This window comes from Listeria marthii (assembly GCF_014227425.1).
Taxonomy (GTDB): domain Bacteria; phylum Bacillota; class Bacilli; order Lactobacillales; family Listeriaceae; genus Listeria; species Listeria marthii.
Map to the genome: position 1 here is coordinate 322,646 of NZ_JAASWB010000001.1, position 25,255 is coordinate 347,900.

Annotated in this window: 21 protein-coding genes, 5 tRNA genes and 1 pseudogene; 8 read left to right on the forward strand and 19 right to left on the reverse strand. The window is 38.3% G+C overall.

Annotation, left to right across the window (positions count from 1 at the left end; all coding sequences use genetic code 11):
• A complete protein-coding gene (locus HCJ55_RS01675) occupies positions 1–825 on the reverse strand; it encodes a hypothetical protein (protein ID WP_185501918.1) in 825 nt (274 codons plus the stop codon).
• Between the two features lie 61 nt (positions 826–886).
• On the opposite strand from HCJ55_RS01675, the gene HCJ55_RS01680 reads away from it, so the two are divergent.
• Positions 887–1,348 carry a GNAT family N-acetyltransferase gene (locus tag HCJ55_RS01680; protein ID WP_185516772.1) on the forward strand — a complete coding sequence of 154 codons (462 nt, stop codon included), beginning with the start codon at positions 887–889 and terminating at the stop codon, positions 1,346–1,348.
• 34 nt (positions 1,349–1,382) lie between these two features.
• Here HCJ55_RS01680 and glmM read toward each other — a convergent pair whose 3' ends face one another.
• From glmM to HCJ55_RS01725, 9 genes are all read right to left on the reverse strand, one after another.
• Positions 1,383–2,735, reverse strand: coding sequence for a phosphoglucosamine mutase (glmM, locus tag HCJ55_RS01685; RefSeq protein ID WP_008948433.1), 1,353 nt, complete (start codon positions 2,733–2,735; stop codon positions 1,383–1,385).
• A gap of 239 nt (positions 2,736–2,974) precedes the next feature.
• Complete coding sequence (locus HCJ55_RS01690) at positions 2,975–4,315, reverse strand: CdaR family protein (protein WP_185502103.1); 1,341 nt, start codon at positions 4,313–4,315, stop codon at positions 2,975–2,977.
• The gene (gene dacA, locus HCJ55_RS01695) at positions 4,315–5,136 is read right to left on the reverse strand and encodes a diadenylate cyclase (protein WP_003722380.1); all 822 of its coding nucleotides are present in this window, start codon (positions 5,134–5,136) and stop codon (positions 4,315–4,317) included. The genes HCJ55_RS01690 and dacA overlap by 1 nt, the downstream gene beginning before the upstream one ends.
• A gap of 174 nt (positions 5,137–5,310) precedes the next feature.
• Positions 5,311–7,572: a maltose phosphorylase MdxK gene (gene mdxK, locus HCJ55_RS01700; protein ID WP_185516774.1), complete on the reverse strand. Its 2,262-nt coding sequence runs from the start codon at positions 7,570–7,572 to the stop codon at positions 5,311–5,313.
• Between the two features lie 15 nt (positions 7,573–7,587).
• Positions 7,588–8,421 carry a DUF1189 domain-containing protein gene (locus HCJ55_RS01705; protein ID WP_185516776.1) on the reverse strand — a complete coding sequence of 278 codons (834 nt, stop codon included), beginning with the start codon at positions 8,419–8,421 and terminating at the stop codon, positions 7,588–7,590.
• 27 nt (positions 8,422–8,448) lie between these two features.
• Positions 8,449–9,300, reverse strand: a complete 852-nt coding sequence (locus HCJ55_RS01710) for a sugar ABC transporter permease (RefSeq protein WP_003763416.1) — start codon at positions 9,298–9,300, stop codon at positions 8,449–8,451.
• Positions 9,301–10,608: a sugar ABC transporter permease gene (locus HCJ55_RS01715; RefSeq protein WP_185392236.1), complete on the reverse strand. Its 1,308-nt coding sequence runs from the start codon at positions 10,606–10,608 to the stop codon at positions 9,301–9,303. It abuts the gene before it with no gap.
• An 88-nt stretch (positions 10,609–10,696) separates the two neighbouring features.
• Positions 10,697–11,956, reverse strand: coding sequence for an extracellular solute-binding protein (locus tag HCJ55_RS01720; protein WP_008948440.1), 1,260 nt, complete (start codon positions 11,954–11,956; stop codon positions 10,697–10,699).
• A 213-nt stretch (positions 11,957–12,169) separates the two neighbouring features.
• Positions 12,170–13,945 (reverse strand): glycoside hydrolase family 13 protein, encoded by a 1,776-nt coding sequence (locus HCJ55_RS01725; protein WP_185516778.1) that lies wholly within the window; start codon positions 13,943–13,945, stop codon positions 12,170–12,172.
• Positions 13,946–14,180: 235 nt separating this feature from the next.
• Here HCJ55_RS01725 and HCJ55_RS01730 point away from each other — a divergent pair, with 235 nt between their 5' ends.
• The gene (locus HCJ55_RS01730; protein WP_008948442.1) at positions 14,181–14,816 is read left to right on the forward strand and encodes a CPBP family intramembrane glutamic endopeptidase; all 636 of its coding nucleotides are present in this window, start codon (positions 14,181–14,183) and stop codon (positions 14,814–14,816) included.
• Between the two features lie 36 nt (positions 14,817–14,852).
• On the opposite strand, the gene HCJ55_RS01735 is transcribed toward HCJ55_RS01730, so the two are convergent.
• The 3 genes from HCJ55_RS01735 to kimA form a co-directional block, all read right to left on the reverse strand.
• Positions 14,853–15,818 carry a LacI family DNA-binding transcriptional regulator gene (locus tag HCJ55_RS01735; RefSeq protein ID WP_008948443.1) on the reverse strand — a complete coding sequence of 322 codons (966 nt, stop codon included), beginning with the start codon at positions 15,816–15,818 and terminating at the stop codon, positions 14,853–14,855.
• 138 nt (positions 15,819–15,956) lie between these two features.
• Complete coding sequence (locus HCJ55_RS01740; protein WP_185501914.1) at positions 15,957–16,193, reverse strand: hypothetical protein; 237 nt, start codon at positions 16,191–16,193, stop codon at positions 15,957–15,959.
• Between the two features lie 597 nt (positions 16,194–16,790).
• Positions 16,791–18,614, reverse strand: coding sequence for a potassium transporter KimA (gene kimA / locus HCJ55_RS01745; protein WP_185501913.1), 1,824 nt, complete (start codon positions 18,612–18,614; stop codon positions 16,791–16,793).
• A gap of 334 nt (positions 18,615–18,948) precedes the next feature.
• Here kimA and HCJ55_RS01750 point away from each other — a divergent pair.
• The 5 genes from HCJ55_RS01750 (at position 18,949) to HCJ55_RS01770 (ending at position 19,509) form a co-directional block, all read left to right on the forward strand.
• Positions 18,949–19,020: transfer RNA gene (locus HCJ55_RS01750), tRNA-Glu, on the forward strand.
• Positions 19,021–19,177: 157 nt separating this feature from the next.
• Positions 19,178–19,251 (forward strand) — tRNA-Thr (locus HCJ55_RS01755).
• A 9-nt stretch (positions 19,252–19,260) separates the two neighbouring features.
• A tRNA-Tyr gene (locus HCJ55_RS01760) sits at positions 19,261–19,344 on the forward strand.
• An 11-nt stretch (positions 19,345–19,355) separates the two neighbouring features.
• Positions 19,356–19,427 (forward strand) — tRNA-Gln (locus HCJ55_RS01765).
• A gap of 9 nt (positions 19,428–19,436) precedes the next feature.
• Positions 19,437–19,509 (forward strand) — tRNA-Lys (locus tag HCJ55_RS01770).
• A gap of 118 nt (positions 19,510–19,627) precedes the next feature.
• Here HCJ55_RS01770 and HCJ55_RS01775 read toward each other — a convergent pair.
• Positions 19,628–20,329: a Crp/Fnr family transcriptional regulator gene (locus HCJ55_RS01775; protein WP_008948445.1), complete on the reverse strand. Its 702-nt coding sequence runs from the start codon at positions 20,327–20,329 to the stop codon at positions 19,628–19,630.
• 478 nt (positions 20,330–20,807) lie between these two features.
• On the opposite strand from HCJ55_RS01775, the pseudogene HCJ55_RS01780 reads away from it, so the two are divergent.
• Positions 20,808–21,537, forward strand: a pseudogene (locus HCJ55_RS01780) (cyclic nucleotide-binding domain-containing protein).
• An 11-nt stretch (positions 21,538–21,548) separates the two neighbouring features.
• Here the strand turns inward: HCJ55_RS01780 and HCJ55_RS01785 are convergent.
• From HCJ55_RS01785 to HCJ55_RS01805, 5 genes are read right to left on the reverse strand one after another with little or no spacing between them, the layout of a single operon-like run.
• A complete protein-coding gene (locus tag HCJ55_RS01785; protein WP_008948447.1) occupies positions 21,549–22,448 on the reverse strand; it encodes a ketose-bisphosphate aldolase in 900 nt (299 codons plus the stop codon).
• A gap of 16 nt (positions 22,449–22,464) precedes the next feature.
• A complete protein-coding gene (locus tag HCJ55_RS01790) occupies positions 22,465–23,319 on the reverse strand; it encodes a class II fructose-bisphosphate aldolase (protein ID WP_185516782.1) in 855 nt (284 codons plus the stop codon).
• Between the two features lie 18 nt (positions 23,320–23,337).
• Positions 23,338–24,432, reverse strand: coding sequence for a PTS fructose transporter subunit IIC (locus tag HCJ55_RS01795; protein WP_185392584.1), 1,095 nt, complete (start codon positions 24,430–24,432; stop codon positions 23,338–23,340).
• 16 nt (positions 24,433–24,448) lie between these two features.
• Entirely contained in the window at positions 24,449–24,760 is a 312-nt protein-coding gene (locus HCJ55_RS01800) for a PTS fructose transporter subunit IIB (RefSeq protein WP_008948450.1), read from the reverse strand.
• 12 nt (positions 24,761–24,772) lie between these two features.
• On the reverse strand, positions 24,773–25,246 hold the full coding sequence (locus HCJ55_RS01805; RefSeq protein WP_185516783.1) for a PTS sugar transporter subunit IIA: 474 nt from the start codon (positions 25,244–25,246) through the stop codon (positions 24,773–24,775).
• Positions 25,247–25,255 lie beyond the last annotated feature (9 nt).

Consider the following 25,255-nt stretch of genomic DNA (forward strand, 5'->3'; position numbering starts at 1 on the left):
TTATTTTTTCGCAATGTAGGCAAAGATGCTTGAGATAAAAGCAGATGCCCCCATTAGAAACTGCATACCAAACACTTGTCGTTCATTGCTACCAAAAGTAATCGCTAAATTTTCTTTGGCAAAATCAATCCAACTATTTACCGACAAATAATTGGTAAGTAAGATAAATGCCGCACCCATTAACACACCGATAAGTAGGTATGAAACTTTACGCCAAGCAAGTACAGTTACAAGTAGAAATACTACTGCCATAAAACAAGCAAAGTAGCCATCTAATGCCGTTGTAAATAAATAGCCTTCTTTAATATTATCCGAATGCAGTTGTTTAAAAATTGTTATCGCAGCATAAATCGAAGTCACTGCACCAAGAAGCGAGAAAAATCCTGCAGCATAGCGCCATTTCGTTTTCCAGGCTTGATCGGTTGTTACTTCTTTCGCTTGAAACTTAGGTCCAACAAGAAGTGCAATCAACACCAAGACGCCTGCTATACATAATAACGTCCCAGACCATTCAAACGGCTGCGCGTACTCTAATTTCGCTAAGATTCGCAGCTGATAATAATAAACCGAAAAGGCTTGGAATAAAACAAAGCAAGCCACTAAAACTATACTAATGACACGAAAGCTTTCTTTTCTCATAAAAATAAAACCAACAATAAAAAGTCCTAAACCAAATAATAATAACATCCAATAATTCCATACAAATACAAAACTATTTTCTTCTGCAGTAAAGTAACCAATAACCGCACTTGTAAAACTATATAGCTGCGTGACGCCAAGTGCCACCAGCAAACTACCACATATTCCTCTCCATTTACTAGGCAATTTGCCCACTTCCCTTCCTATTTATGTCTTACCATGTTACCCTAACAATGAGGTGATAAAAATGAACTGGACCATCTGGGATAAAAGCCAACCAGTCCCGCTACATCTATTGTTAGAGGCTGATCCTAGCGCAAAACAAATTGCGACATACTTCGACAAGTCTCACGTGTTCCAATTAGTACACGCTGATAACATCATCGGCATCGTTTGTTTATTACCACTAAATGAACAGCAACTCGAAATCATGAATATTGCTGTTTCTTCTGAATACCGCAACCAAGGCATTGGCAAACAATTACTCGAAAAAGCGGTTGATTATGCGGTTCATAACCATTTTGCAGAAATCATCGTTAAAACGGGAAATTCCAGCATTGACCAACTTGCCTTTTATCAAAAAAACGGCTTTCGGATGCAGCAGATTGTGCCAAATTATTTCGTTGAGCATTATCCTGATCAAACCATTATCGAAAATGGTATCGCTTGTCTTGATCAAATTATACTAACAAAAGAAATAAAATCCTGATGACGTTGATCATCAGGATTTTTTGTTTGTTGTTTTAATCGTTAAGTGCCATTTCTGAACGAACAACCGCTGAAATACGTTCACAATATTCGTCTGTTTCTTCTTGGGAAGCAGCCTCTACCATTACTCGTACTAGTGGTTCTGTACCAGATGGGCGAACAAGAACTCGACCATTTCCAGCCATTTCCGCTTCTACTTCACCAATTACTTTACTTACTTTTGGATTATCCGTTACATGATTTTTATCACTTACACGGATGTTTTCTAATTTTTGCGGGAAAGTTTTCATTTCAGCCGCAAGTTCAGATAATTTTTTGCCAGTTGCTTTCATTACGTTGATTAATTGGATTCCGGAAAGAAGTCCGTCACCTGTTGTATTATGATCTAAGAAAATAATATGACCGGATTGTTCGCCGCCAAGGTTATAATTACCTTCACGCATTGCTTCTACTACATAACGGTCACCAACGGCCGTTTGTACGTCTTCAATTGCAAGTTCTTTTAAGCCTTTGTAAAAGCCTAAGTTACTCATAACCGTTGATACAATAGTGTTGTTATTTAATAAACCTTGTTCACGCATGTATTTCGCGCAAATGAACATAATTTTATCGCCATCAACAATTTGGCCAAGTTCGTCAATCGCAATAACACGGTCGCCGTCGCCATCAAAAGCCAAACCAACGTCTGCTTTTTTATCTAGGACGAATGCAGCTAATGTTTCTGGGTGAGTAGAACCAACGCCGTCATTGATATTTAGACCATTAGGAGAAGCTCCCATTGAACTAATATCGGCATCTAAATCAGCAAATAAATGTGTCGCTAGGCCAGAAGTTGCTCCGTTAGCACAATCTAATGCAATATGATAACCATTAAAATCATTTTCAATTGTTTGTTTTAAGTACTGAATATATTTTTGTTTACCTTCAAAATAATCGCTCACGGTTCCTAGACCTTCACCGCTTGGACGTGGTAATGTATCTTCTGGTGTATCAAGAAGTTGTTCAATTTCTTCTTCTTGATCGTCTGATAGTTTAAAGCCATCAGAACCAAAGAATTTAATACCATTATCATCAACCGGATTATGGCTGGCAGAAATCATTACGCTGGCAGAAGCTCCTTGCGCTTTTGTTAAATAAGCTACACCTGGAGTGGAAATAACACCTAAACGCATTACTTCAATTCCTACAGAAACAAGTCCTGCGATTAAAGCGGATTCAAGCATTTCTCCGGATATACGTGTATCACGTGCAACAAGCACACGTGGATGTTCACCAACGTGACGAGTTAAAACATACCCACCCATACGACCTAATCTGAATGCAAGTTCTGGTGTTAATTCAGAGTTTGCTACACCTCTAACTCCATCCGTACCAAAATATTTACCCATTTCATTACTCTCCTTCTGAGTCATTCATTATCTAAATGATTTTTGTTTGTCGTTTCGTAGTTACTTTTCAAATGCTGGTTCTATTTTTGTTCACTCTCAACCATACATCTGTTATTATACCTTTTTTGAGAGAAAATTTCATCCCTCTACGTTAAAACGTTGCTATCACTCACTTTTATGTATTAAAAGCTTTTGTAAAAAAGGAGGAGTATGAGACATACGCCCCACACTCCTTATGTTTATGTTTTTTTGGAAGGTACTTGAATTGATGCTTCTTTGTCTGTAATGATGAAATCTGCTCTTCTAGGATTAATTACATAAGCGACATTATCTGGCAAACCATTCAACTCTAGCGGTATGCTATAATTTCCTGCTTTGCTTTTGCTTAAGTTGGCAATAACACTTAGATCTTTCGCTGCAATTCCATCGACTGTTTTCTTCTCTCCAGTGATAGTTACAGAAACTTTTCCATTCGCAGGCGTAATCATCTGGGCATCGAACGTATTTTTCAATCCGCTCATATATACTTGCATATTAGAAAACGACTTGGAAATTTTCGTGCTATTATCATCTGTATTTTCATCGCTTGTATCTGTACCTTGATTGTTCTCTGAGGTGGTATTATTTGCTTCAGACTTTTTTACGGTCTTAATCTTCACCTCAATCGTCGTCGGTTGGACTGATTTCGCGCCGGTTGGAACAGGAACAGTCACCTCTTTGACGGTATCTGCTTTTATTTTAGAAACATCAATTGGAATTTCGATTTCTTTGATTTTTTCAAGGACCGCATCGTCACCAACGACAACTACTTCTGACTTATCTGGTGTCATGCTGGAAATTTCAATATCATTTTCTGGCGTGCCTTCTTGCTTGATTTTCACTGGAACCGACTTCCCAACTTTTTCAACTGGGACGGTTACTTCTACTTCTTGTGGATTTACCTCCACGTCTAGCTTATTCAAATTACTGTCAAAAACAGAGACGGTTGCTTTATCGGTAAATTCCGATTTATGCTTACCATCATTTTCGAGTGTTGCTTTGACGTAAGCGATTTGTTCAATCGTATCTTTGGCACCAGTAATGGAGACTTTTTTAGGGTCGATTATTGGTGTTCCAGCTTGGTATCCGTCTGCAACAACAGATTTACTTAGTTCTACATCTACAGAGAATTTTTTCGTTACTTTTTCTTGTACGTTTACTGTCACTGTCGCAGGATTCACTTTTACTTTCAAGCGGTCAGATACATCTTTTACTTGTAGTTTTACTTCTTGTGTCCCAATCGATGCATTTTTCAAATCTGCGTAAACGGTAAAGTCTTGCTGCGCTTTGGCAGATTGAACAATACTACGCGGGCCAGAAAGCGTAACGGTCACGGTTTCTGGAATTCCTGAAATGTATAAATTAGTTTTATCATAATATACTTTGACAGGCACGTTCTCAATGACTTCTGAATCACTCGAAGCAGTTGTCGAAAAGGACGTGGCATTATTGTTATTAGCGTTCACCGATGTAAAAAGGATGGCTGCAAGTATTAGGGCTATAATCCGAATCGACCATTTATTATTTAAAATTCGATCCATCATTCGCTTTTGCCTCCTTTCCATTTAGAAAAGATAGAAGGTTTCTTTGCAGTTACTGTGACTAACTCTTTAAGAAGAATTTTATGTAACTCTTCTTCTGAAACATCACGGAAAAGTTCTCCACCTTTAGTAAGGGAAATTCCGCCTGTCTCTTCGGAAACTACGATGGTAATACTGTCTGTCACTTCACTAATTCCAAGTGCAGCCCGGTGACGCGTTCCAAGTTCTTTGGATAAGAACGGGCTATCTGAAAGTGGTAAATAACTTGCTGCCGATGCAATTTCGTTTCCTTTAATGATAACAGCTCCATCATGAAGCGGTGTATTAGGAATAAAGATATTAATTAATAATTGAGAAGAAATTTTTGCATTTAGCGGAATACCTGTTTCAATATAATCATCCATCCCAGTGTCGCGTGCTACTGAAATCAATGCGCCAATACGACGTTTCGCCATGTACTGGGTAGATTTTTCGATAGACTCAATTAAGTGGTGCTGTTCGCGCTCGATTCTTGATCCGTAACGAGTAAAAATATTGCCTCGTCCAAGCGTTTCTAAAGCACGGCGCAATTCCGGTTGGAAGATAATTATAATTGCAAGGAATCCCCAAGTAAGCATCTGATCCGTAATCCATTCAACTGTTTGGAGACCAAAAAATCCGCTTAATAGTTTGACTGCAATGATAATAAAAATGCCTTTTAATAATTGTACTGCTTTTGTACCTCGGATTAACATGATCACTTTATAAATTACAAACCATACGACAAGAATATCTACAATATTTGCTAGATAATGCAATATCGACATATTGGAAAAATCCATCACTTCACCTCCGTGCCTCTTGTAAACCATTTATGATCACATGGTTCACTTTCTTTATTATAGCATAAGAGTGCAGGCGGAAAAAGCAATCATCCCGCCAAAAATTAGAAAGATTTGTTAAAGAAAAAACTTGTTGAAAACGATTGTTATCGTTTCCAACAAGTTCTATTGTCGTTAAATTTCTACTGTTACAGCCGTTTCTAGCAAATATTTTTTCTTATACATTTCTAAATCAATTGGCTCTCCGTGACATAATTTTACAGTCACTTGTCCGACTTCTACTTTTACTTCTAATAAGCGATCGCGGAAGTTAATTTTGAAACGATAATTGTCCCAGCCTGTTGGTAAAAATGGCGCAAAGCTTAACTCGCCCGCTGTTACGCGCATCCCAGCAAAGCCTTGGACAATGGATAGCCAGCTTCCGGCCATGGAGGTAATGTGCAAGCCATCGTCTGTGTCATTGTTGATATTATCAAGATCCAGTCGCGCTGTCCGCTGATACAGTTCTACTGCTTTATCATATTTACCAAGTTCCGCCGCTAACACTGCATGCACAGCTGGCGATAAACTAGATTCATGTACCGTTAATGGCTCATAAAATTCGAAGTTGCGTTGTTTTGTGTCAAAGTCAAAGTCATCATAGAACAAATATAAACCTTGAAGTACATCGGCTTGTTTAATGAAGCAAGAACGTAAAATTTTATCCCACGACCAGTTTTGATTGATTGGCATATCTTCTGATTTTAGTGTATCCGTCGAACGTAACTCTTTATCTAAAAAGGTATCGTGTTGTACAAAAATCTGCCATTTTTCGTCAAAAGGATAATACATTCTATGCTCGATATCTTCCCATTTAGCAACTTCATATTCGGTCACGCCTAAACGTTTTTTCGCTTCTCCATCCAAGTTTTCTAGCGTATATCGAATTGTCCAAGCCGCGATATAGTTTGTATACCAGTTATTGCTAACGTTATTATCGTATTCATTTGGTCCAGTAACACCGTGAATCATGTATTTATCAAGGCGATCGGATAAATGCACGCGGTCAGCCCAGAAACGAGTAATTTCGGTTAATACTTCAATACCATCTGTTTTTAAATACGAGTCATCGCCAGTGTAGTTAGTATAGTTGTAAATCGCATAGGCAATCGCGCCATTACGGTGGATTTCTTCAAAAGTAATTTCCCACTCATTATGACACTCGACTCCGGTAAAAGTGACCATTGGGTAAAGTGCGCCACCTAAGCCAATTTTTTGTGCGTTGATTTTGGCACCGTCTAATTGATCATGGCGATATTTGAGCAAGTTATGGCTGACAGATTTGTCCGTTAGCGATAAATACATTGGAAGTGCGAACGCTTCGGTATCCCAGTATGTCGCGCCGCCATATTTCTCTCCAGTGAAGCCTTTCGGACCAATGTTTAATCTAGCATCTTCGCCGTAGTAAGTCGCAAATAATTGGAAAATGTTAAAACGAATACCTTGTTGCGCGGAATCGTCACCCGTTATTTCGACATCAGCTTTATCCCAGCGTTCGCGCCATCCTGCTACATGTGCGGCTAACAGCTCTTCGTAAGACATGGTTTCCAAGCTTTTTAAAATTTCTTCCCCCGCTGGTAAAATTTCCGCTTCTTCAAAATCACGAGAAGTAGTGATGACCACCCGTTTTTCGATTTGCGCTACCTCATTTGCTTGTAAATCAAATTGATAATAGTTTTCGGCGTAAAGATCCTTTGTTTGGTTTGTTTCGTTTACCGCATTGGTCTTATTTTCCATTACTGCAGAAACGGTGAAGCGTGGCGTGCCGAAGTTATTCGGAATTGTTTTCGTTACAAGTGAGCCGTGATTTTTTGATGCCGCTTTTTCGACTTCTTGCCAGAACATTTCCTCATAGTTGGCATCTTCATTTTGGACGTTACCGTTTAAAGTGGACGTTAATTCCACTTTTGCTGAGCTTAGCGCTTTCACGTGGTAGCGAATAACCGCCAGTTCTTTCGTTGCAACACTTAGGAAACGTTCCGCTGAAATCTGGAAGGTTTTATTATTTTTAACGACCGTGAATTGTCGTCTTAAAACGCCTTTTTCCATATCTAACACAAGTTCAAAATCGCTTACTTCATCTACAAATAAATCGAGCTTTTCACCGTCAAGACGTACTTCAATTCCGATAAAATTAAGGCCGTTGATGACTTTACCAAAATAATCTGGATAGCCATTTTTCCACCAACCAACGCGTGTTTTATCGGGAAACCACACGCCTGCATAATAAGTTCCAATATGGCCGTCGCCGGAGTATCCTTCTTCAAAATTCCCGCGCATCCCCATGTATCCATTACCGAGTGAAGTTAGGCTTTCTTGCAAACGTTTATTTTCTTTATCTAGTTTGGTTGTCCGTAATGTCCATGGTTCGATTTCAAATAATTGCTTCTGTGCCATACTAAAACCTCCTAATTAGCGACTAGCAGCCATACTTTTTTCACTAGTCTTATAAAATCTTGTTTTCAAAAATGTCCATGCTATCATTAACACCATTCCGAGCGACTCTACAGCCATAATAACGGTAATATCAAAGTAGATAAAGCCGATAATACAAGCTGCAACCACTGGAATTCCTAGTGCATTTAGCGTTAAATTAAATGATTCTTTAAAAGAAGCAATGCTTGAAAAACTGCTCCGTTTTGTCATCCAAATGAAAAGTGTCGTGAACACAGCTAACATTAGCGAACTAACAAAAACAATCGAGCCAATCATCAGCACCATCGATAAGAAAACAAACGCTTGGTTTTCTAAGTACCACTGCGCTGAAACCCAATTAATAAGCGATTCCCCGGACGTAATTTCGCTTAACGTCGCGTTTTTCGGATAGCTCACTTCGAAATTGTAGCCACTCGCATCTGTTAGCGTCATTTCTCGGTCTTTGATGTTAATCACATTCTTCGCTCCAGCCAGTTCTGCTTGCGTTAAATTCACGCCAGCCACACCATTTGCTGATTTTTCGACGATATGCGCATTTTTATTAGTTAGCTCGCCATTTTCAAGCGTCAGTCCGCCGACCTCAGCCGCCAATTGATCCGTACTAAGCTCTGCCATTTTCGGCATTAAACTTGGTAAATCAAAGCTCGACTGGTTAGCAAAGTGCGCCGAAACAGGTAGTAACAGCAGCGCATTTAAGAAAATAAACACGATGACCATTTGCCAGAATTTCAGTACTTTCCGACCTTCGAAAATTGCCGTTGGTCCAAGTGTACTTTTTACATATTGAATGATAAACGGAACTTTTTTCATTGATATCACAGCCTTTTTAAAAATCAATTATCCTTTTGTTCCACCAGCAGTTAGGCCGGAAACAAAATTCTTTTGTAAGAAGAAGAACAGTAAACAAATTGGTAGCGCGGCTAAGATTGCGCCCGCTGCGAATAAGGCTACTTTTTGTTGTTGAGGGTTGGCGATAAAGGTTTGAAGACCAACCGCGATTGTTAAGTTTTCTGGCGTTCTCAGTAGGAATTTTGCAAGTAAGAAGTCACCGAATGGTCCCATGAATGCCCAGAGAGCTTGAACGGCAATCATCGGTCTTACAAGTGGTAAAATGATTTGCGCAAAAATCCGGAAGTGCCCTGCGCCGTCGAGTTTGGCGGATTCATCAAGATCACGTGGCACGGTATCGAAGTAGCCCTTCATCAGCCATGTGTTCATTGGAATCCCGCCGCCGATATAAATTAATGTTAAGAACCAATATTGGTCAAGCGCGCCTAGTAGCATTGCTAACACGTAGAAAGCTGTTAGCGCGGCCATTGTTGGCACCATTTGAATAATCAAGAAGAACACTAAGCTATTTTTACGACCTTTGAAACGGTAACGGCTATATGTATAACCGGCTAGCGTCACAATCGTTACTTGCATAATCATCGTTACAACTGCGATAATTAGCGTATTTTTGTACCAATCAAGGTATAATGTTTCATTAAATAATCTTGTAAAGTTATTCAGCGTCCAGCTATCCGACCACTCAAGCGTAAATGCCGCGATGTTCCCTGGTTTGAAGGCCGAAGATGCAGTTATTAGAATCGGATACAAAATAATAATCGTAAGCACGGTTAAAAATAAATACGTGAAAAACTGTGTTAAAAACTTTGTTGTCCGCTGATCTTTCATAAAGTCTCTCATTTACATCATCTCCTCGTTCCCAAAGGCATTCGTTTTCTTAAAGGCAATCATCGAGACGGTAATCACGATAATTGAAATAAGTAACGTCACAGCAGCAGCTACAGCGTATTGTGGCGAAGTACCTGTTGTTAATTTGTAAATCCATGAAATTAAGATATCGGTTGATCCTGCGCCTGCTCCGACACTTCCGGGACCACCTTCATTGAATAAGTAAATAATTGAAAAGTTATTGAAGTTAAATGTATATTGCGTAATAAATACGGGCGCTGTTACGAATAAAATCATCGGCAGCGTAATTTTACGGAAACGTTGAATCGCGCTTGCTCCGTCAATTCTAGCTGCTTCATAAAGCTCACCAGGAATCGCTTGAAGTACCCCTGTAACCATAACGTAAATATACGGGAACCCAAGCCAACCTTGGATACCAATCAGCGCCACTTTTGTCCAGAAAGGATCTGTTTTCCAAGCAATCGCATTGATATCAACGAATGGCAAATGGTTTAGTAGCGGGATAACTTGCGAATTAATCGCTCCGATACTATCATTAAACATATTCGAAAAACTCATAATCGTAATAAAAGCTGGTACCGCCCAAGGAAGTAAGAAAACTACCCCAAAGAGACGTTTCCCTTTAATAAAGCTTTGGTTCGCAACAATCGCTGTGAATACCCCAACAACAATTTGTAAAGAAGTCGCACAGATCGTCCAAACGAGCGTCCACGAAAATACACTTAGGAATGTGTCGCGATACGAACTTAGGAAGAAAATATTAAAGAAGTTCTTAAATCCAACCCAGTCAATTAAGTTCGCTGGCGGGATATGGTAAAAATCATAGTTCGTAAATGCCATGAAAAGCGTTACAAGAACTGGGAAAATAATAACAAAAGTCATCACTAGGTAAGCGGGTAGCGTAAGTAAGTACGGGAAACCTTTGTCGAGCATATTTTTTATAATAGCAATTGCGGAACGATTGACAGTTTCACCGAGGTTCCACTGCATAGCCACGCGTCTTGCATCGAAAATATTTATAAACCAAAAGCCTATAAATAGTAATGTCACAATTAATTGTAAAGTACCCTCAATCATTAAGAATAAGGAATGGTCCACACCTGGCACAGATCCAAGTGTCACGAGGCCAATAAGTGCGTTCAGCCCAACTGCAAAAAATTCTATGATAAACAAAGCAAATAGTGCGAAAAAAACAATCCCTTTAAAATTTTGCTTATTATAAAATTGACCAAGTCCCGGAATGATTGATAACAAAGTCGCTTGACGAACATTTTTAATTTGTTTTTGTTCTAGTTTCATTTTGTTACCCTCAATTCTAGATATAGATTCACTAACTAAGTTGAAAAAAATTGGCGGAGCGCGCTATCTTTGCCCCGCCAACTCATGATTATTTAGTATATTTTTGCGTTACATTGTCTTCAATTACTTTTACTGCATCATCCGCTGATTGTTGCGGTGTTTTCGAACCAGAAGCTGCATCAAACATTAAGTTTTCAGCGCCAGTCCAAACTTCCGACATTTCAGGAATATTTGGCATTGGTTGTGCATTTTTGTATTGTTCGATAACTGCATTAGTTAATTCATCATTTTTCGATTTTGCTGTATCGCGTGCTTTTAAGTTAGCTGGTACTTCATTTGTCATATCATATAAAGTTTCTTGATTTTTTTGGTCAGTCACATAATCCAACCATTTTTGCGCTACATCTTTGTTTTTAGAATAGTTACTTACAACCCAACCTTTACCGCCTGCAAATGGAGAATACTCTTTACCGTTATCAAGTGTTGGGATTTTTGCTACGCCGTAATTAATTTTTGCTTCTTTGTAGTTTGCTGCTGACCAAGGGCCGCCTAGAATTGCTGCTGCTTTACCTTTAACAAATTGATCTTGGATAAAGTCATCTGCACTCTTATTATCTTGCATACCTTTTGGCCATACATCTTGGAACCATTTTGTTGCATAAGTAATTCCTTCAACCGAACCTTTATTGTTTAAACCGATGTCTTTTGGATTTGTACCTTCATCGCCGAATACATAACCACCGTATCCTGCAAGAAGTCCGTAAGAGAAGTAGAAATCAGTCCATTTTGCTAAGAAACCAGTATTTTTTCCTTTTTCAGAAGTGAAGGCAAAACGAGAATCTTTGGAAAGTGTTTCTAAATCTTTAAAAGTTGCTGGGGCTTTGTCGAGTAAATCTTTATTATAGTAAAGAACTAATGTTTCAATAATTGCTGGAGCACCGTAAATTTTATCATCAATGGTTACTTGTTTTTGGTCTTTTTCATCGTAATCGTCTTTATTACCAAGTTTAACTTCCGCCAAATGTCCTTGTTGACCTAGGCTTCCGATTCTATCAAATGCAGACATCATTACGTCTGGTGCAGTTCCAGCTGGACCATCAAGTGGAAGTGCTTCTAACGTTTCAAACATGTCTTTTTCGACTACTTTTACTTTCACGTCATTGTCTTTTTCAAAATCACCTTTTATTTTGTTCACGTAGTCTTTGTAACCTGCGTCAACAGAAACCGTTAATGTCTTTTCATCAGATGAGCCCGATTTGCTAGTATCTTTTCCGCCACCACATGCTGCCAAGCTTAAAGCCATTACTAAAACCGCCGAAACTATTCCCACTTTTTTGAAACGCTTCATTTACTTTTCCTCCTCTTTATGAAAAAAGTCGCTCATTACTGTCTGATTTTCCAAGTCCCCATCTTTTTTCAATTCTTTTTAAAGTTTGTGAATTAGGTTAACCTATGCATTTATTATATGCTGATTCCGAAAGCGTTTACAAGAGGATTTCACATGTTACCGATAACAACATTTTCTCAGTAAACATGTGAAAAATCCCTTTACGCTATTGATTTAGCTGTTTTCTTTAATAACAAGAAATCCTTTTGCCGGGATAGTAAGGTTATCCGATACAGCATGATTATTCCAAATATCCGTCGCTGCGTTTTTAAATGATATTGTGAAATCTTTCTCTTCATTTGCTTGATTGAAAAGGAAATGTAGTTTTTCGCCATTTAGCTCTTTTGTAAATGCAGTAATGCCTGTTTCACTGCTTGCCCCTAGCCAAGTTAATTCACCGGATGTGATAATTGCTTGATTGTCTTTTCGAAGCGCAATCAGTTGTTTCGTAAACGCTAGCATAGCTTGATTTTGTTTTGCTTCGTCCCACTCCATACATTTACGGCAACCCGGGTCATTTCCGCCGTCCATTCCGATTTCTGTGCCGTAATAAATACACGGCGAACCAGTGTGCGCGAACATGAAGGCAAGCGCCTGTTTCACTTTATCTTCATCATTATTAGCACGTGTTAAAATGCGCGCCGTATCATGGCTATCAAGCATGTTAAACATCACTTCATTCACTTGATTTGGATAGCGCATATATTGCTCATTAATACCGGAAACCATTTGTTCCGGCGTAATTTTTTCTTCAATAAAGTTCTCGATAATGGTTTGCGTAAATGGATAGTTCATCACCGCATGGAATTCATCGCCAAGCAGCCAAATCCACGAATCATGCCAAATTTCACCAAGAATGTAAATATCTTCTTTTTCCGCTTGAACCGCCTTCTTAAACTCTTTCCAAAAAGCGTGATCGACTTCATTAGCAACGTCTAATCGCCAGCCATCAATGTCAAATTCACGAATCCAGTAAGTTGCAATATCAAGAAGATACTTTTGTACTTCCGGGTTAGCTGTATTTAATTTCGGCATATGAGTCGTGAAAGCAAACGTATCATAGGAAAGCGTTGGTTCTCCTTCGATATTGCCATTTTCATTTTGACGAACAGGGAAACTATGAATATGGAACCAATCGCGATACGCTGATTTTTCTTCGTTTAGAACAACATCTTGCCACTCTGCGGAAGTATCGCCAATGTGGTTAAATACTGCATCTAACATAATCCGAATGCCACGTTTATGCGCTTCTTGAACCAATTTTCTAAAAGTCTCTTTATCACCAAAATGCGGATCAATTTTTTTATAATCAACCGTATCATATTTATGATTAGTCGGCGCTTCAAACACAGGCGTCAAATAAACCCCATTAATGCCAAGCTCCGCTAAATAATCTAAATGCTGGATAATTCCTTCAATATCTCCACCGAAAAAGTCTGTCGTGCTCGGATCTTTACTTCCCCACGGCAACGCATTCTCTGGTGAAATTTCCGGATTGCCATTCGCAAAACGTTCTGGGAAAATTTGATACCAAATTGTTTGCCCTACCCATTCAGGCGCTTCAAAAGTATCCACTGCATGTATAAAAGGAAATTTAAAATAATAATCCATCGTATCTAAATTTGCTTCAGTCGGCTCAAAAAAGCCACGTCCGCCGTAAAAGGTTGTTTCTCCCTCTGTATCCGTTAACAAAAAGCCATATTGCAGACGTCTGTGCTCTGGTGTAATTGCAAAAAACCAATAATCATGCTCTTCTGTTTCTGCGATTTTGCGCATCGTATAAGATTCACTTTGCCATTTTCCGTCGTTCCATAAGTAAGGGTCGGCCGCAATTAGAGTAACCTCGCTAATATCCAAGCGTTTCGTTCTAATCCGAATATGTAGTGTTTTCGCGTCATAACTATAAGCATAGCTACTCGCTGGTTGATGATAAATCCCTGCTTTTTCCATTTTTTCTCCTCCTATATCACCTTTCGTTCTATTTCAAATTAGCATTTCCATTAAAGCGTTTGCAACCTTTTCTCGCTCGTTAACGGTAACAAGATTTTTTAACTAGCAAAGATAACCCCGTCGATTCCCGTGCTCCAATATGACAAATTAGTAACTTTACTGATTTAAAGTAAAGAGCTATAATAACTCATGGACTACTGAAATGCTCTTAAAACTGGTCTAAAAGGAGGATAAAATGGAAAATACTTTAAGCTATAGAAAACAAGGGTATTGGTTATTTTCCAGCGCAATCATTATTGGTGTTCTTTTTCTTCTTTTGCCACACATCATTTCCAATATTGGAGTGTTAGAATTTATAGGTGCTTTTTTTAATGCCCTATGTATGGGGGTTATCGCTTTTATCATATTGAAAGCAGAATTCCTCGATTGGTTTAAACATTTTAGTTTCAAATGGATACTTATTGGTGCTCCTGCATTAATTATTATCAGCTCTATTTTCAACATTGCCTGGGCTTACTTCGCAGGTAGTACTACTGAAAATGGTATCAACAGTGTTCTTACATGGTCTTACGTTTTTACAAGTATTCCATTTATGCTACTCGGCGAAGAATTGCTATCTATTAGCTTGCTATACGCCGCTTGGAAAAAATGGAACTGGAAATTTTGGCAAGCTTCCTTGCTCTGCGCGTTACTTTTTGCAACGTGGCACTTGACTTCCTATGATTTTAATTTCCTACAATGTATCGTTACGTTGGCACCAGCAAGACTCATTTTGAACTACTTATTTAAGAAAACAAACTCGATTTGGGTTACTTTTATCGTTCACTTCATCTTTGATTTTATTGCATTTTTACCGATTTTACTCAAATAAAAAAGACGCTAGGAATAAAGATTCCTAGCGTTTTTATTACTCTTCTTTTCCAGTTGTAGAGGCTCGTATCAGTAATTCAGGAGTAAATAATAGGTTTCCTTGAGGCTTTCCATGATCATTAATTTTCGCAAGTAACATCTTCGCGAGTTCTTCTCCCATTTCAACGACCGGAGAACGAACAGTAGTAATTTTGGGCGATGAAATTCTATCTAAGAAAACACCGTCAAACCCTGTTACAGCAATATTTTCACCAAAACGGCGACCAAATGCAGCGGCAGCCCGAACGACACCAATCGCAATTCGGTCCGATGCGCAAACAATCGCAATTTTTTCTGAGTTATAACGCAATAATTCAAATGCTTTTTCTTCCGCGACACTCGAACTATTAGCAATAAAATAGCTTTCCGGCTTCAAACCGTGTTTTTTCACCACTTCTTCGTAACCTTCTAGGCGTGATTTCATAAACTGTTCATCCAATAAATCAATTCCTAAAAAGACAATTCGCGAAAACCCGATTTCTACCATATGCTCTGCTGCGAGCGCGGTTCCTTTTTTATTGTCTACATCAATCGAATCATAGCCACGTTTATTTTCACCATAAAAAATAACTGGTTTATCAATATCTAAAAGTCCTAAATCATAATCTTTGTCGCGTATTCCCGTAACAATAAGCCCGTCATAAGCTCCGATATTTCTGGATCTTTGTGTAACGAGTTGCAACGAATAATAATACTTATCTAACTCCCGACTAATGCCAGTTAGTAAGTTCATGTAATATGGTTCAACTGTATCAATTTCTTCTAAAATCAAAAACTTTATGACTTGTGTCCTATTTTGAACAAGCGCTCTGGCAGCATAATTTGGTACATACTCTAAGGCTTCCATTGCACTATAAACAAGCATTTTCAGTTCATCTGAGACTTGATCTGGATGATTAATAACCCGTGAAACTGTCATTTTGGAGACATTTGCCCGTTTCGCAACATCTGCTAAAGTCGCCATCTCCAACCTCCTCCATTCATAATCTTCCTTATTGTACCATCTTTTACAAAAAAAAAAATAAGAATTAACCCACAAAAAAAGCATTCTCTCTAAAAGTCCGAAAATGCTTGGTTTATTATGATTATGTAATGAGTCATTTTATAGTGTTTGCCACTTTTTTTGAGAGACTCTACGTTCCTTCGTTTGTTGATAAGCTTTGATAATCACTCTGCCTAATTGATGAATTCCGCCAATGATCATTCCAATGACGACAGCAACGAGCGTAGTTGTTAGAAAACTAATAAATGGAAAACTAGATGCATTCATTGCAGCAATTCCTAATATAAAAACAATAATAGTAGGTAGTACATAATACCTAACGTCCTGCTCCTGCATTCAAAGCGCCCCTTTACCAAAATAATAACTCCCATCAACTACTGAAATTATAACGCGAAAACTGGCTTTTTTCAAGGGTTTGGCGGATTTTAAAACCGTGCTGTAAAAATGGTAAATGGCTCTATGTAGCGCTTTCTAAAGAGATGATAAATCCACTCAGTATGAATTCATCAAAAAGAAAAATTTGTTACCACTTTGTAACATTAATTAAGTCCTTTTACTTATTTTTCGTTAGACTTATATTTATTCATTTTATTAGATAAGTATTACTATTTATGACCTTATGTTCTAAGCTGACCGCTTCATTATTTATAGCATATACAAATCACGGTGCTCTGATTGTACGTTATAAAATATTTTTTAATTTATGTAAAAAACTTTATTCACGCAGATTATTTGATTTTAGAGGTTTTTATCAGATTCAAAATGCGGTTTTCGCTTAGGTGAAAATCATTTTTTCTACTGAAAATTAGCTCCAAAAAAGCAAATTCGTTTTTTTACAAATAATTAAACACCAGTTATGCTTACATTGTTCCATTATAAAAACGGAAGAGCTCCCCCCTCTTCCCCCGAAGGTCTCTTCCGTTTTTTCTCTTGTTATTCTTTTAAATGATAAGGATATGTTGACACTACAACATCCCTTTTCATTAGAAGTCTTGTGCGAATCAATAGACTTGTTTGGTTATGAAGGACGTTTTGCCAACCTTTTCTAGGGATAAATTGCGGTATTAATACCGTTAGTGAGTAATTGTCTTGATCTGCTTTTTGCTTAGCTGTGTCAATAAATTTCATTAATGGATCTGAAATAGATCGATACGGAGAGAACAGATTAGCCATACGCACTTCCGGATGAACCCTATTCCATCTCTCAACAAATTCTTTTTCCTGCTTTTTATCAATAGAAATGTGAACAGCTATGACCGTATCACCAATAGACTTAGCATATTGCAATGCTCCTTCTACAACTTTGGTGGTATCAGACACACAAATAATGACGGCATTTCCCTTGAAATCAGGCAAGTCCATTGTTTCGTCAATTCTAAGTTGTGGTCCTACTTTCCGGTAATGATGTCTCGTCCGATGGAACACATAAATCATAATTGGCATAAAGATAAATACCGGCCACACAGATTCAATTCTCGTTAAAAATAACACTAGCAGAACGGTGAACGAAATCGAGGCACCAAGTAAATTAGCTGATAATGCCTTTTTCCAGCCTTTTGGACGCTGTTTCCACCATTTTACAATCATCCCTGTTTGCGAAAGAGTGAATGGTATAAACACCCCAACAGAATATAGCGGAATGAGTAGCTCCGTTTTCCCTTTAAATAAAATAATTAGTAAGATAGAGCCGATTGCTAACGTAATAATACCGTTAGAATAACCTAGTCTATCTCCTCTAGCTAAATACATTCTTGGCATAAATTTATCTTTCGCCAAGTTAAATGCTAACATTGGGAATGCAGAGAATCCGGTATTAGCTGCTAAAACCAAAATAAGTGCAGTCGTAGCTTGAATAAAATAAAACATGAAGTTTCTACCAAATACATTTTCAGCAATTTGAGATAATACAGTTACTTTTAATTCAGGTACCGTTCCATAAACAAAAGCAAGGACAGTTATTCCTACAAAGAAGAAACCAAGCAAGCCTGCCATTAACGTTAATGTCTTAGCTGCATTTTTTGGTCGCGGTTCTTTAAATAACGGAACTGCATTTGAAATAGCCTCAATACCAGTTAGAGAAGCCGAGCCTGATGCAAATGCTCTTAGTAAAAGAAAAATTGTAACACCTTGCACATGTGTTCCTACTGCAGCCGTTTCATGACTTGCATCCATACCAGTTAATACTTTAAATAAACCTGTAAAAATAAGAGCAATAATAGAAAAAACAAATAAATATACTGGTATTGCAAGTAGACTAGCTGATTCAGTAATCCCTCTAAGGTTGATAATGGTTACTCCGACGACAAGCACTACAGCTATAGGTACTGCGAACGGATATAACGATGGGACTGCAGAAACAATGGCATCTGTTCCAGACGATACACTTACAGCAACGGTAAGCATGTAATCTACTAGCAAGGATCCACCTGCGATTAAACCAGCATTATTCCCTAAATTCTCTCTCGAAACAATATAAGCTCCCCCACCATGTGGATAAGAGTAAATAATTTGTTTGTAAGATAGATTAAGAGCAAACAAAAGAACAAGTACACAGAGCGCAATTGGTAATGAATACCACATAGCGGCAGCACTAACAGTTACGAGTACCAATAAGATCTGTTCTGTACCATACGCAATAGAAGAAAGTGCATCTGATGACAGAACTGCTAAAGCTTTTAATTTCCCCAATTTTTGGTCTCCAGCTTCTGATGTTTTCAGAGGGCGGCCGATTAATAGTCTTTTTAGCGGCGAAGCCATTGTATTCCCTACCTTTTTTATTTGATTTTTAGCTAACTCCAAGTTGACCAGACACATTATAGCACAGCTGATTTTAGATTGTAATACTAAATTAAATTATTTTAGCTACCTAATTATTTTCCGAGTGAACAATTGTTCGTAATGCTTGCTTTCGCGTCTTTTACAACTGAAAATTTATTTCATACGCCTTTCAATATACATACCCATTAATAAGATAAATAACCCGTTTTCCTTGGTTATATTTTCAGAAAAAAAAGAATTTAATTTGGGTATTTACAAATGATAACCTTTTTTTATATAATAGTTTCTAGCGGTAAAAAACTTTTATACATATGGCCCGTTGGTCAAGCGGTTAAGACACCGCCCTTTCACGGCGGTAACACGGGTTCGAATCCCGTACGGGTCACTTTTTAATCAAAAAAATCAGCTTGAAAAATATTTTTCACTTTTTTTAAAAAAAAGCTGGTAAAATGATTCAAAATGTTATATCATGTACTAGTATCTGTTTTAAAGAATTAATTATGCATTAGATTTCGATGTGCCAGCAGTGAGAGCGATTCTTAGCCGACTTAGCTCAATCTGGTAGAGCAACTGAATCGTAATCAGTAGGTTGCGGGTTCAATTCCTGCAGTCGGCATTTTATAGCGGAGGGGTAGCGAAGTGGCTAAACGCGGCGGACTGTAAATCCGCTCCTTCGGGTTCGGTGGTTCGAATCCACTCCCCTCCACCATTTTCTATTATTGGGCTATAGCCAAGCGGTAAGGCAACGGATTTTGATTCCGTCATGCGCTGGTTCGAATCCAGCTAGCCCAGTCATATTTAGAGCCGTTAGCTCAGTTGGTAGAGCATCTGACTTTTAATCAGAGGGTCGCTGGTTCGAACCCAGCACGGCTCATCCTTAATGAACAAGCAAAGTAAATACTTTGCTTGTTTTTTTAATCCTTACTTCTCTCCTTTATAAAGCAAAAAAATAAACCATTTTACTAAATAGTTTATCTTTTTTCTAAGTATGACTAAGGAGCTGTTGCTTTTGATTTTAATCTTCCGCATGGACTTTCATATCTATTCAACAAAATAAAAGACTTCGAATTTTCTGCTAAAAAACCTGAGTCTATTAATTTTCTGCAAAGGTGTGTAACTGAACGCACGGAAAGGTTAGAATAGTTAGCAATAATTTTCCGCGTGAAACATTTCGGAATACGAAGCATCCCTTCTTTTTCAACTCCAAAAAAAATTCCCAATTGCTCTAAAGAATCTTTCAAACGACTTTCCCCATTACCACGCATTAGATTGCATTTTTCGATTAGTACATTTTCGTGATTTCGGTTATTAAGATATAAATAGAGCCACCCCTCTTGCATCCCAATAATCGAGCAAATGATATCCTCTTTATCGAATTCATATGCTGTAATTGTTTCAATGACTCTGGCGGTGTAAACGTTCGCTTCTGCCATAAAGTAATCATTTAAACCAGCGATTTGGTTGGATCCTAAAAAACTTACTACATTTTTCTTCTTTTCTAATGAAACTATACCTTTTTCAATAAAGTAAACCTTTGCATTTATTGTATCTTCAGTTAATAAAATCGTGTTGGTTGATATTTTTGTTTTTTTATACGGGATTCTGTTATTGATTAAAGTTTGTAAGAAGCATGTATACCCGAATTCTTCTTCCAAAACTTTTTTACTATACAAATCTTCAAATACCGACTGCATATATTGTCATCTCATTTCTATTTTGTGTTATTAGCAAATAGTTTTATAATGCGATGAGTGGCTTCTTACAAGTGATGATACTACCAAACACTTTTAAAAGGAACCCAACAAAAAAACCAAACTTCCTACTTTTCCCAACTATTTTTGACTTTTTTGTCACATTTCAAAATTATTCATCTTGTACATAATTTTGTAAGCATCTTTTGTTACTTCTATTATAAGTCATAGCCAGTGTTCCATATTTACTCCTAAAATTTTTTATCTAGCATTTACTTGAAAATAGTACTCTAATAACTACCTTTTTGCGGCATTATTTCCTTTTTCCATTGATTTTCGTTATATCTTGAACTATTTGTGAAAGTTTTTATTTAGTAATATTGTTCTTCTGCATGAATTATTTAGCTAAAATGTTCTACTAAAAGAATAAAGTTTTATCGTTATAGGTTGAGGGAACTTAGTGGGATAAGGGGGAATCAGTATGTATTTAAAAGACACGTTAGAGCAATTCGCTTCACTTGATAATATTCTCAAATTACTCAAAAAAGATCCTAGCTTTAACAAACACTGTCGACAAGAGCGGCTGCCAGCAAAAACGATATTAACTGTAAATAAACAGGAGAATTACGTCTATATAATAGAAGAAGGTTTTATGAAATTGATATATGCCGGAAATCCCCAACATGCTTTTTCTTATATTGTATCAAAAGGTACGTTTCTTCATTTGCCGATTTATTCAGCAGACATACTTCCGTTCAGAGCGATGACCTCGTTAACTGATATTCTATGGTGGAAAATTGATTTTCTTTATTTTAAATCCACTCTCGAACTAGAAGACCCCAAAAATTATTTAATGCTCCATCAACTAGCTGAAACAAGCAAAAGATTGTATCAGCTCGCTTTCCAACAAAAACTGACTTCCCGCGAACGTATCTTTTATTCTTTAAATACAATGATTGATTTTGGCTTGAGGATTTCAGAAAAAATAGTGGAACTTCCTCCATTTTTAACCTATCAAATACTTGCTGACCATGCGAACACTTCTAAAAGTTATGCTTCCAAGGTGCTCGGAGAATTACGCGCAAACGATATTTTGGCATCACAAAAAAAGCCCTGGCGCATTAATGATGTCCAGAAACTTCGACAATTAATTGAGGCGGATATTCGCTTATAAAGATACAAAAAAACTAAGAGCCGACTTGCGCTCTTAGTTTTTTTGTAATTAAATTAGTTCACTTCGCCAAGCCGGTGTTTTTGCTTGTTGATATTTTTCTACTTGATCAATCGATTGGAACAGCTCCATTTTATACTTCACGACTTCCTTCGCAGCATCAATACAGTCTGGATAAATCGCATTCGCATCCCAAAGCTCTGTTGTACTTAGGATTTCACGGCATTTCTTATAAAAGGCATATTTGTAATCGCTCGATATATTTACTTTTTGAATGCCAATTTCGACTGCGGCGGCAATTTCGGCATCAGGATTTGCGGAGCCACCATGAAGCACAAGCGGAATATTTACTAAAGCTTGTATTTCTTTTAAAATATCCAGGCGTAGTTTCGGCTCTTTGTCTTTTGGATAAATGCCGTGAGCCGTTCCAATCGCAACTGCTAGCGTATCTACCCCAGTGCGGCTAATATATTCTTCGGCTTCTTCAGGTTTTGTGTAAATAATCTCACTCACGCCGCCTTCAATACTATTTCCCGTTTTGCCGATAGTCCCAAGTTCGCCTTCAACTGAAACACCCAATTTATGGCAAACATCAACGACTTCTTTTGTCACTCGAATATTTTCTTCAAAAGGTAATAATGACCCGTCAATCATCACGGAACTAAAGCCACAACGCACTGCTCGCATCACATCAGCCATATTATCACCATGATCCAAGTGAAGCACAAATGGAACAGGGCTATTTTTAATTCGCGCAAGCACGTATTGGAAAAAATCATCTTTGGTAAAATCTAATTCAGTTGGATGCACGGCGATAATTGCTGGAGCATTATTTTTTTCTGCTTCTTCTACCACAACTCGTAAAAAGTTACTATCTGCAACATTAAATGCCCCTACCGCGAATTTATTTTCTTTGGCTACTTCTAATAATTGTTTCATATTTACTAACATGTTTTCATTTCTCCTTTTAAAGTGATTTTCCGGTTGAACCGGATAGTTGAATATAATACTGCACAGCTTCTTTGCCAGCCATAATCGTTTCATGGATAAGGTCGACATAATTAATCCCTGGGTTTTCTTCTAATGTAGCTTTTATTTTGTTGGCTTGTGCTTTCATAAAATCTGAACCCACATTGATTTTATTAATGCCAAGCCGAACAGATTCGCGGATATTTTCCGCCCCGCAACCAGAACCACCATGTAAAACAAGTGGCATATTCGTCGCGGCTTTAATTTCGCGCACAATATCAAACTGAAAAGCGGGCGTAAAGCCTTCTGGATAATCGCCGTGGGAAGAACCATATGAAATAGCTAATGCATCAATTCCCGTTCGCTTTGCAAAATCAATTGCGACTTTGGGATTAGTGTACATATCTTGATTTGTATAGTTATCCCCCGTCACCGCGCCAATATTACCAACTTCCGCCTCGACACTTGCATTAAAAGCTTCGGCAAACTCGACCATTTTTTTCGTGATTGCGACGTTTTCTTCATACGGATAACTGGATGCATCCATCATCACACTTGAAAAACCATCTGCTAAACATTGCTTCACTATCGCCACATCTTGCCCATGATCTAAATTAATCGCTACTTCCACGCTTGCCTCTTCTGCCATTTTGATAATCGGCTTCGTTAAAAATCGACTACCCAGATGGCTGGTTAAATGGTCTTGGAGTAAATCAATGATGATTGGCGCACGGAGTTCTTGAGCCGCATCGATTACCGCTCTTGCTGTTTCCAAGTTAAAACAATTAATCGCCATTACCGCGTAACGCTCTTTGTTCGCACGCGCTAACATTCCTTTCATCGAAACATACATTTGCCTTATCTCCTCGCCTTACGAAATTTTAATTCCAGACAAATCGACTTCCTCTTCTTCTTCCAAACCTTGATCTGCAATGCGTTCTTCTTCCTCGGTTGGCTCGCGTTTTAGGATGAGCAACATCGCTGCCGTGACACATGTGCCAATTAGTAGCGCTAAGCAGAATAAAAATGGTTCGTTCATCGCTGGGACAATAAACATTCCGCCTGATGGAACTGGGGAACCAATCCCCCACGTCATACTTAGTCCCCCACCAACCGCAGCTCCCAGCGTACAAGAAATAATAACGCGAATCGGGTCCACAGCGGCAATCGGAATAACGCCTTCTGTAATCATGCAAATTCCCATTGGAAAAGCAATTTTGATATTATCTTCTTCTGATTTTGTATATTTTTTCTTTTTAATCAGTTTGGAGACTACCCACGAAAGTGTAACTCCAAATGGCGGCACCATCGAGGCTAGAATTTTCACAGCTTCTGGTTCTTTGACACCTTCTAAAAGTAATCCATCGGCAAATAAGGAAGCGACTTTATTGACTGGTCCACCAAAGTCAAATGCAGCCATGGCCCCGAGTATAGCGCCGAAAACAAATCGCATACTGCCTTGCATACCTTGTAAGAAACTCGTCATCGCTTCTGTTGCCCAAACGATTGGAACACCGACAACGAAATACATTAGGAGTCCGATGACCAAGCTACTAATGAGCGGAATAATCATCATCGGCATTAAACCTTGCGCCCATTTTGGCACTTTTACATATTTGACAAGAATAAGGATAAAATAACCAACTAAGTACCCACCAAGCATCCCACCTAAGAAACCAGCACCGATGGAATTGGCGATGAGCCCCATGAGTAGCCCTGGCGCAATCCCGGGCCTGTCTGCTATCGAATAGGCAATCGCGCCGGCAATAACTGGTGCAAGTAATCCCATACCGAGAACCCCGAGAGAAACGAGCGCATCTGGAATAGAGTACGGCGCTTTGTAATTTTCAATAACCTGTCCACTTGTTAAATTTCCAATGGCAATAAGTAACCCCGAGGCAACAACTAACGGTAACATATACGAAATCGCTGTAAGTGCATGTTTTTTGATTTGCAGTTTTTTCATCATACCGGTTCACTCCCTAGTTATTTATTTCGTTGTCTATTTTATTGATAATTTGTTTTGGTGCTTTAATTGCTAAATCAGTCGGAATTTCAACCACACGTTTCCCTTTAAAACGATCTTTTCCACTGATTTTAATATCGGCTGCAATAATAACCACATCGGCATTTTTCACCTGCTCTGCTGAAAGTTCGTCTTCAATACCAATCGTGCCTTGCGTTTCAATATGGATGGTATGCCCGAGTGCGATGCCCGCTTTTGTTAATTTTTCCTTGGCAATATATGTATGTGCGATTCCTGATGTACAAGCTGCGATTCCAATAATATTCATCCCAAACTCCTCCTAATCTTGGTTTTTAGCTAATAATTTAATAAAATCTTCTTTTGTCTGTACGGTTTGAAATTGGCTAATCACCTCATCATCTGCGAGTAAAATCGCTACTTTTTGGAGTAACTTGATATGTGTTGTTGTCGCATCCGAATTTTTTACGGCAAAAAGGATAATAATATTAACTGGCTTTTCATCAAGTGACTCCCACTCTACCGGATTCCTCGTTCTTCCAACAGCAATCGATGTATTCGTGACGCTGGCTGATTTCCCGTGCGGAATAGCGACACCTGCACCGAGCCCTGTTTTCCCTTCTTCTTCGCGATATAATACATCCGCTATAAAAGTATCTCTATCTGCTACAGCGCCAGTTTTAACAAGTAAATCGGTTAATTCTTCAATTACTTCTAATTTCGTCGTTGCTGCTAAGTCCAAATCAACAAGTGCCGGACTTATCACTTTGCTAATATCTAATTCTTGGATATCCATGGGTTCGCC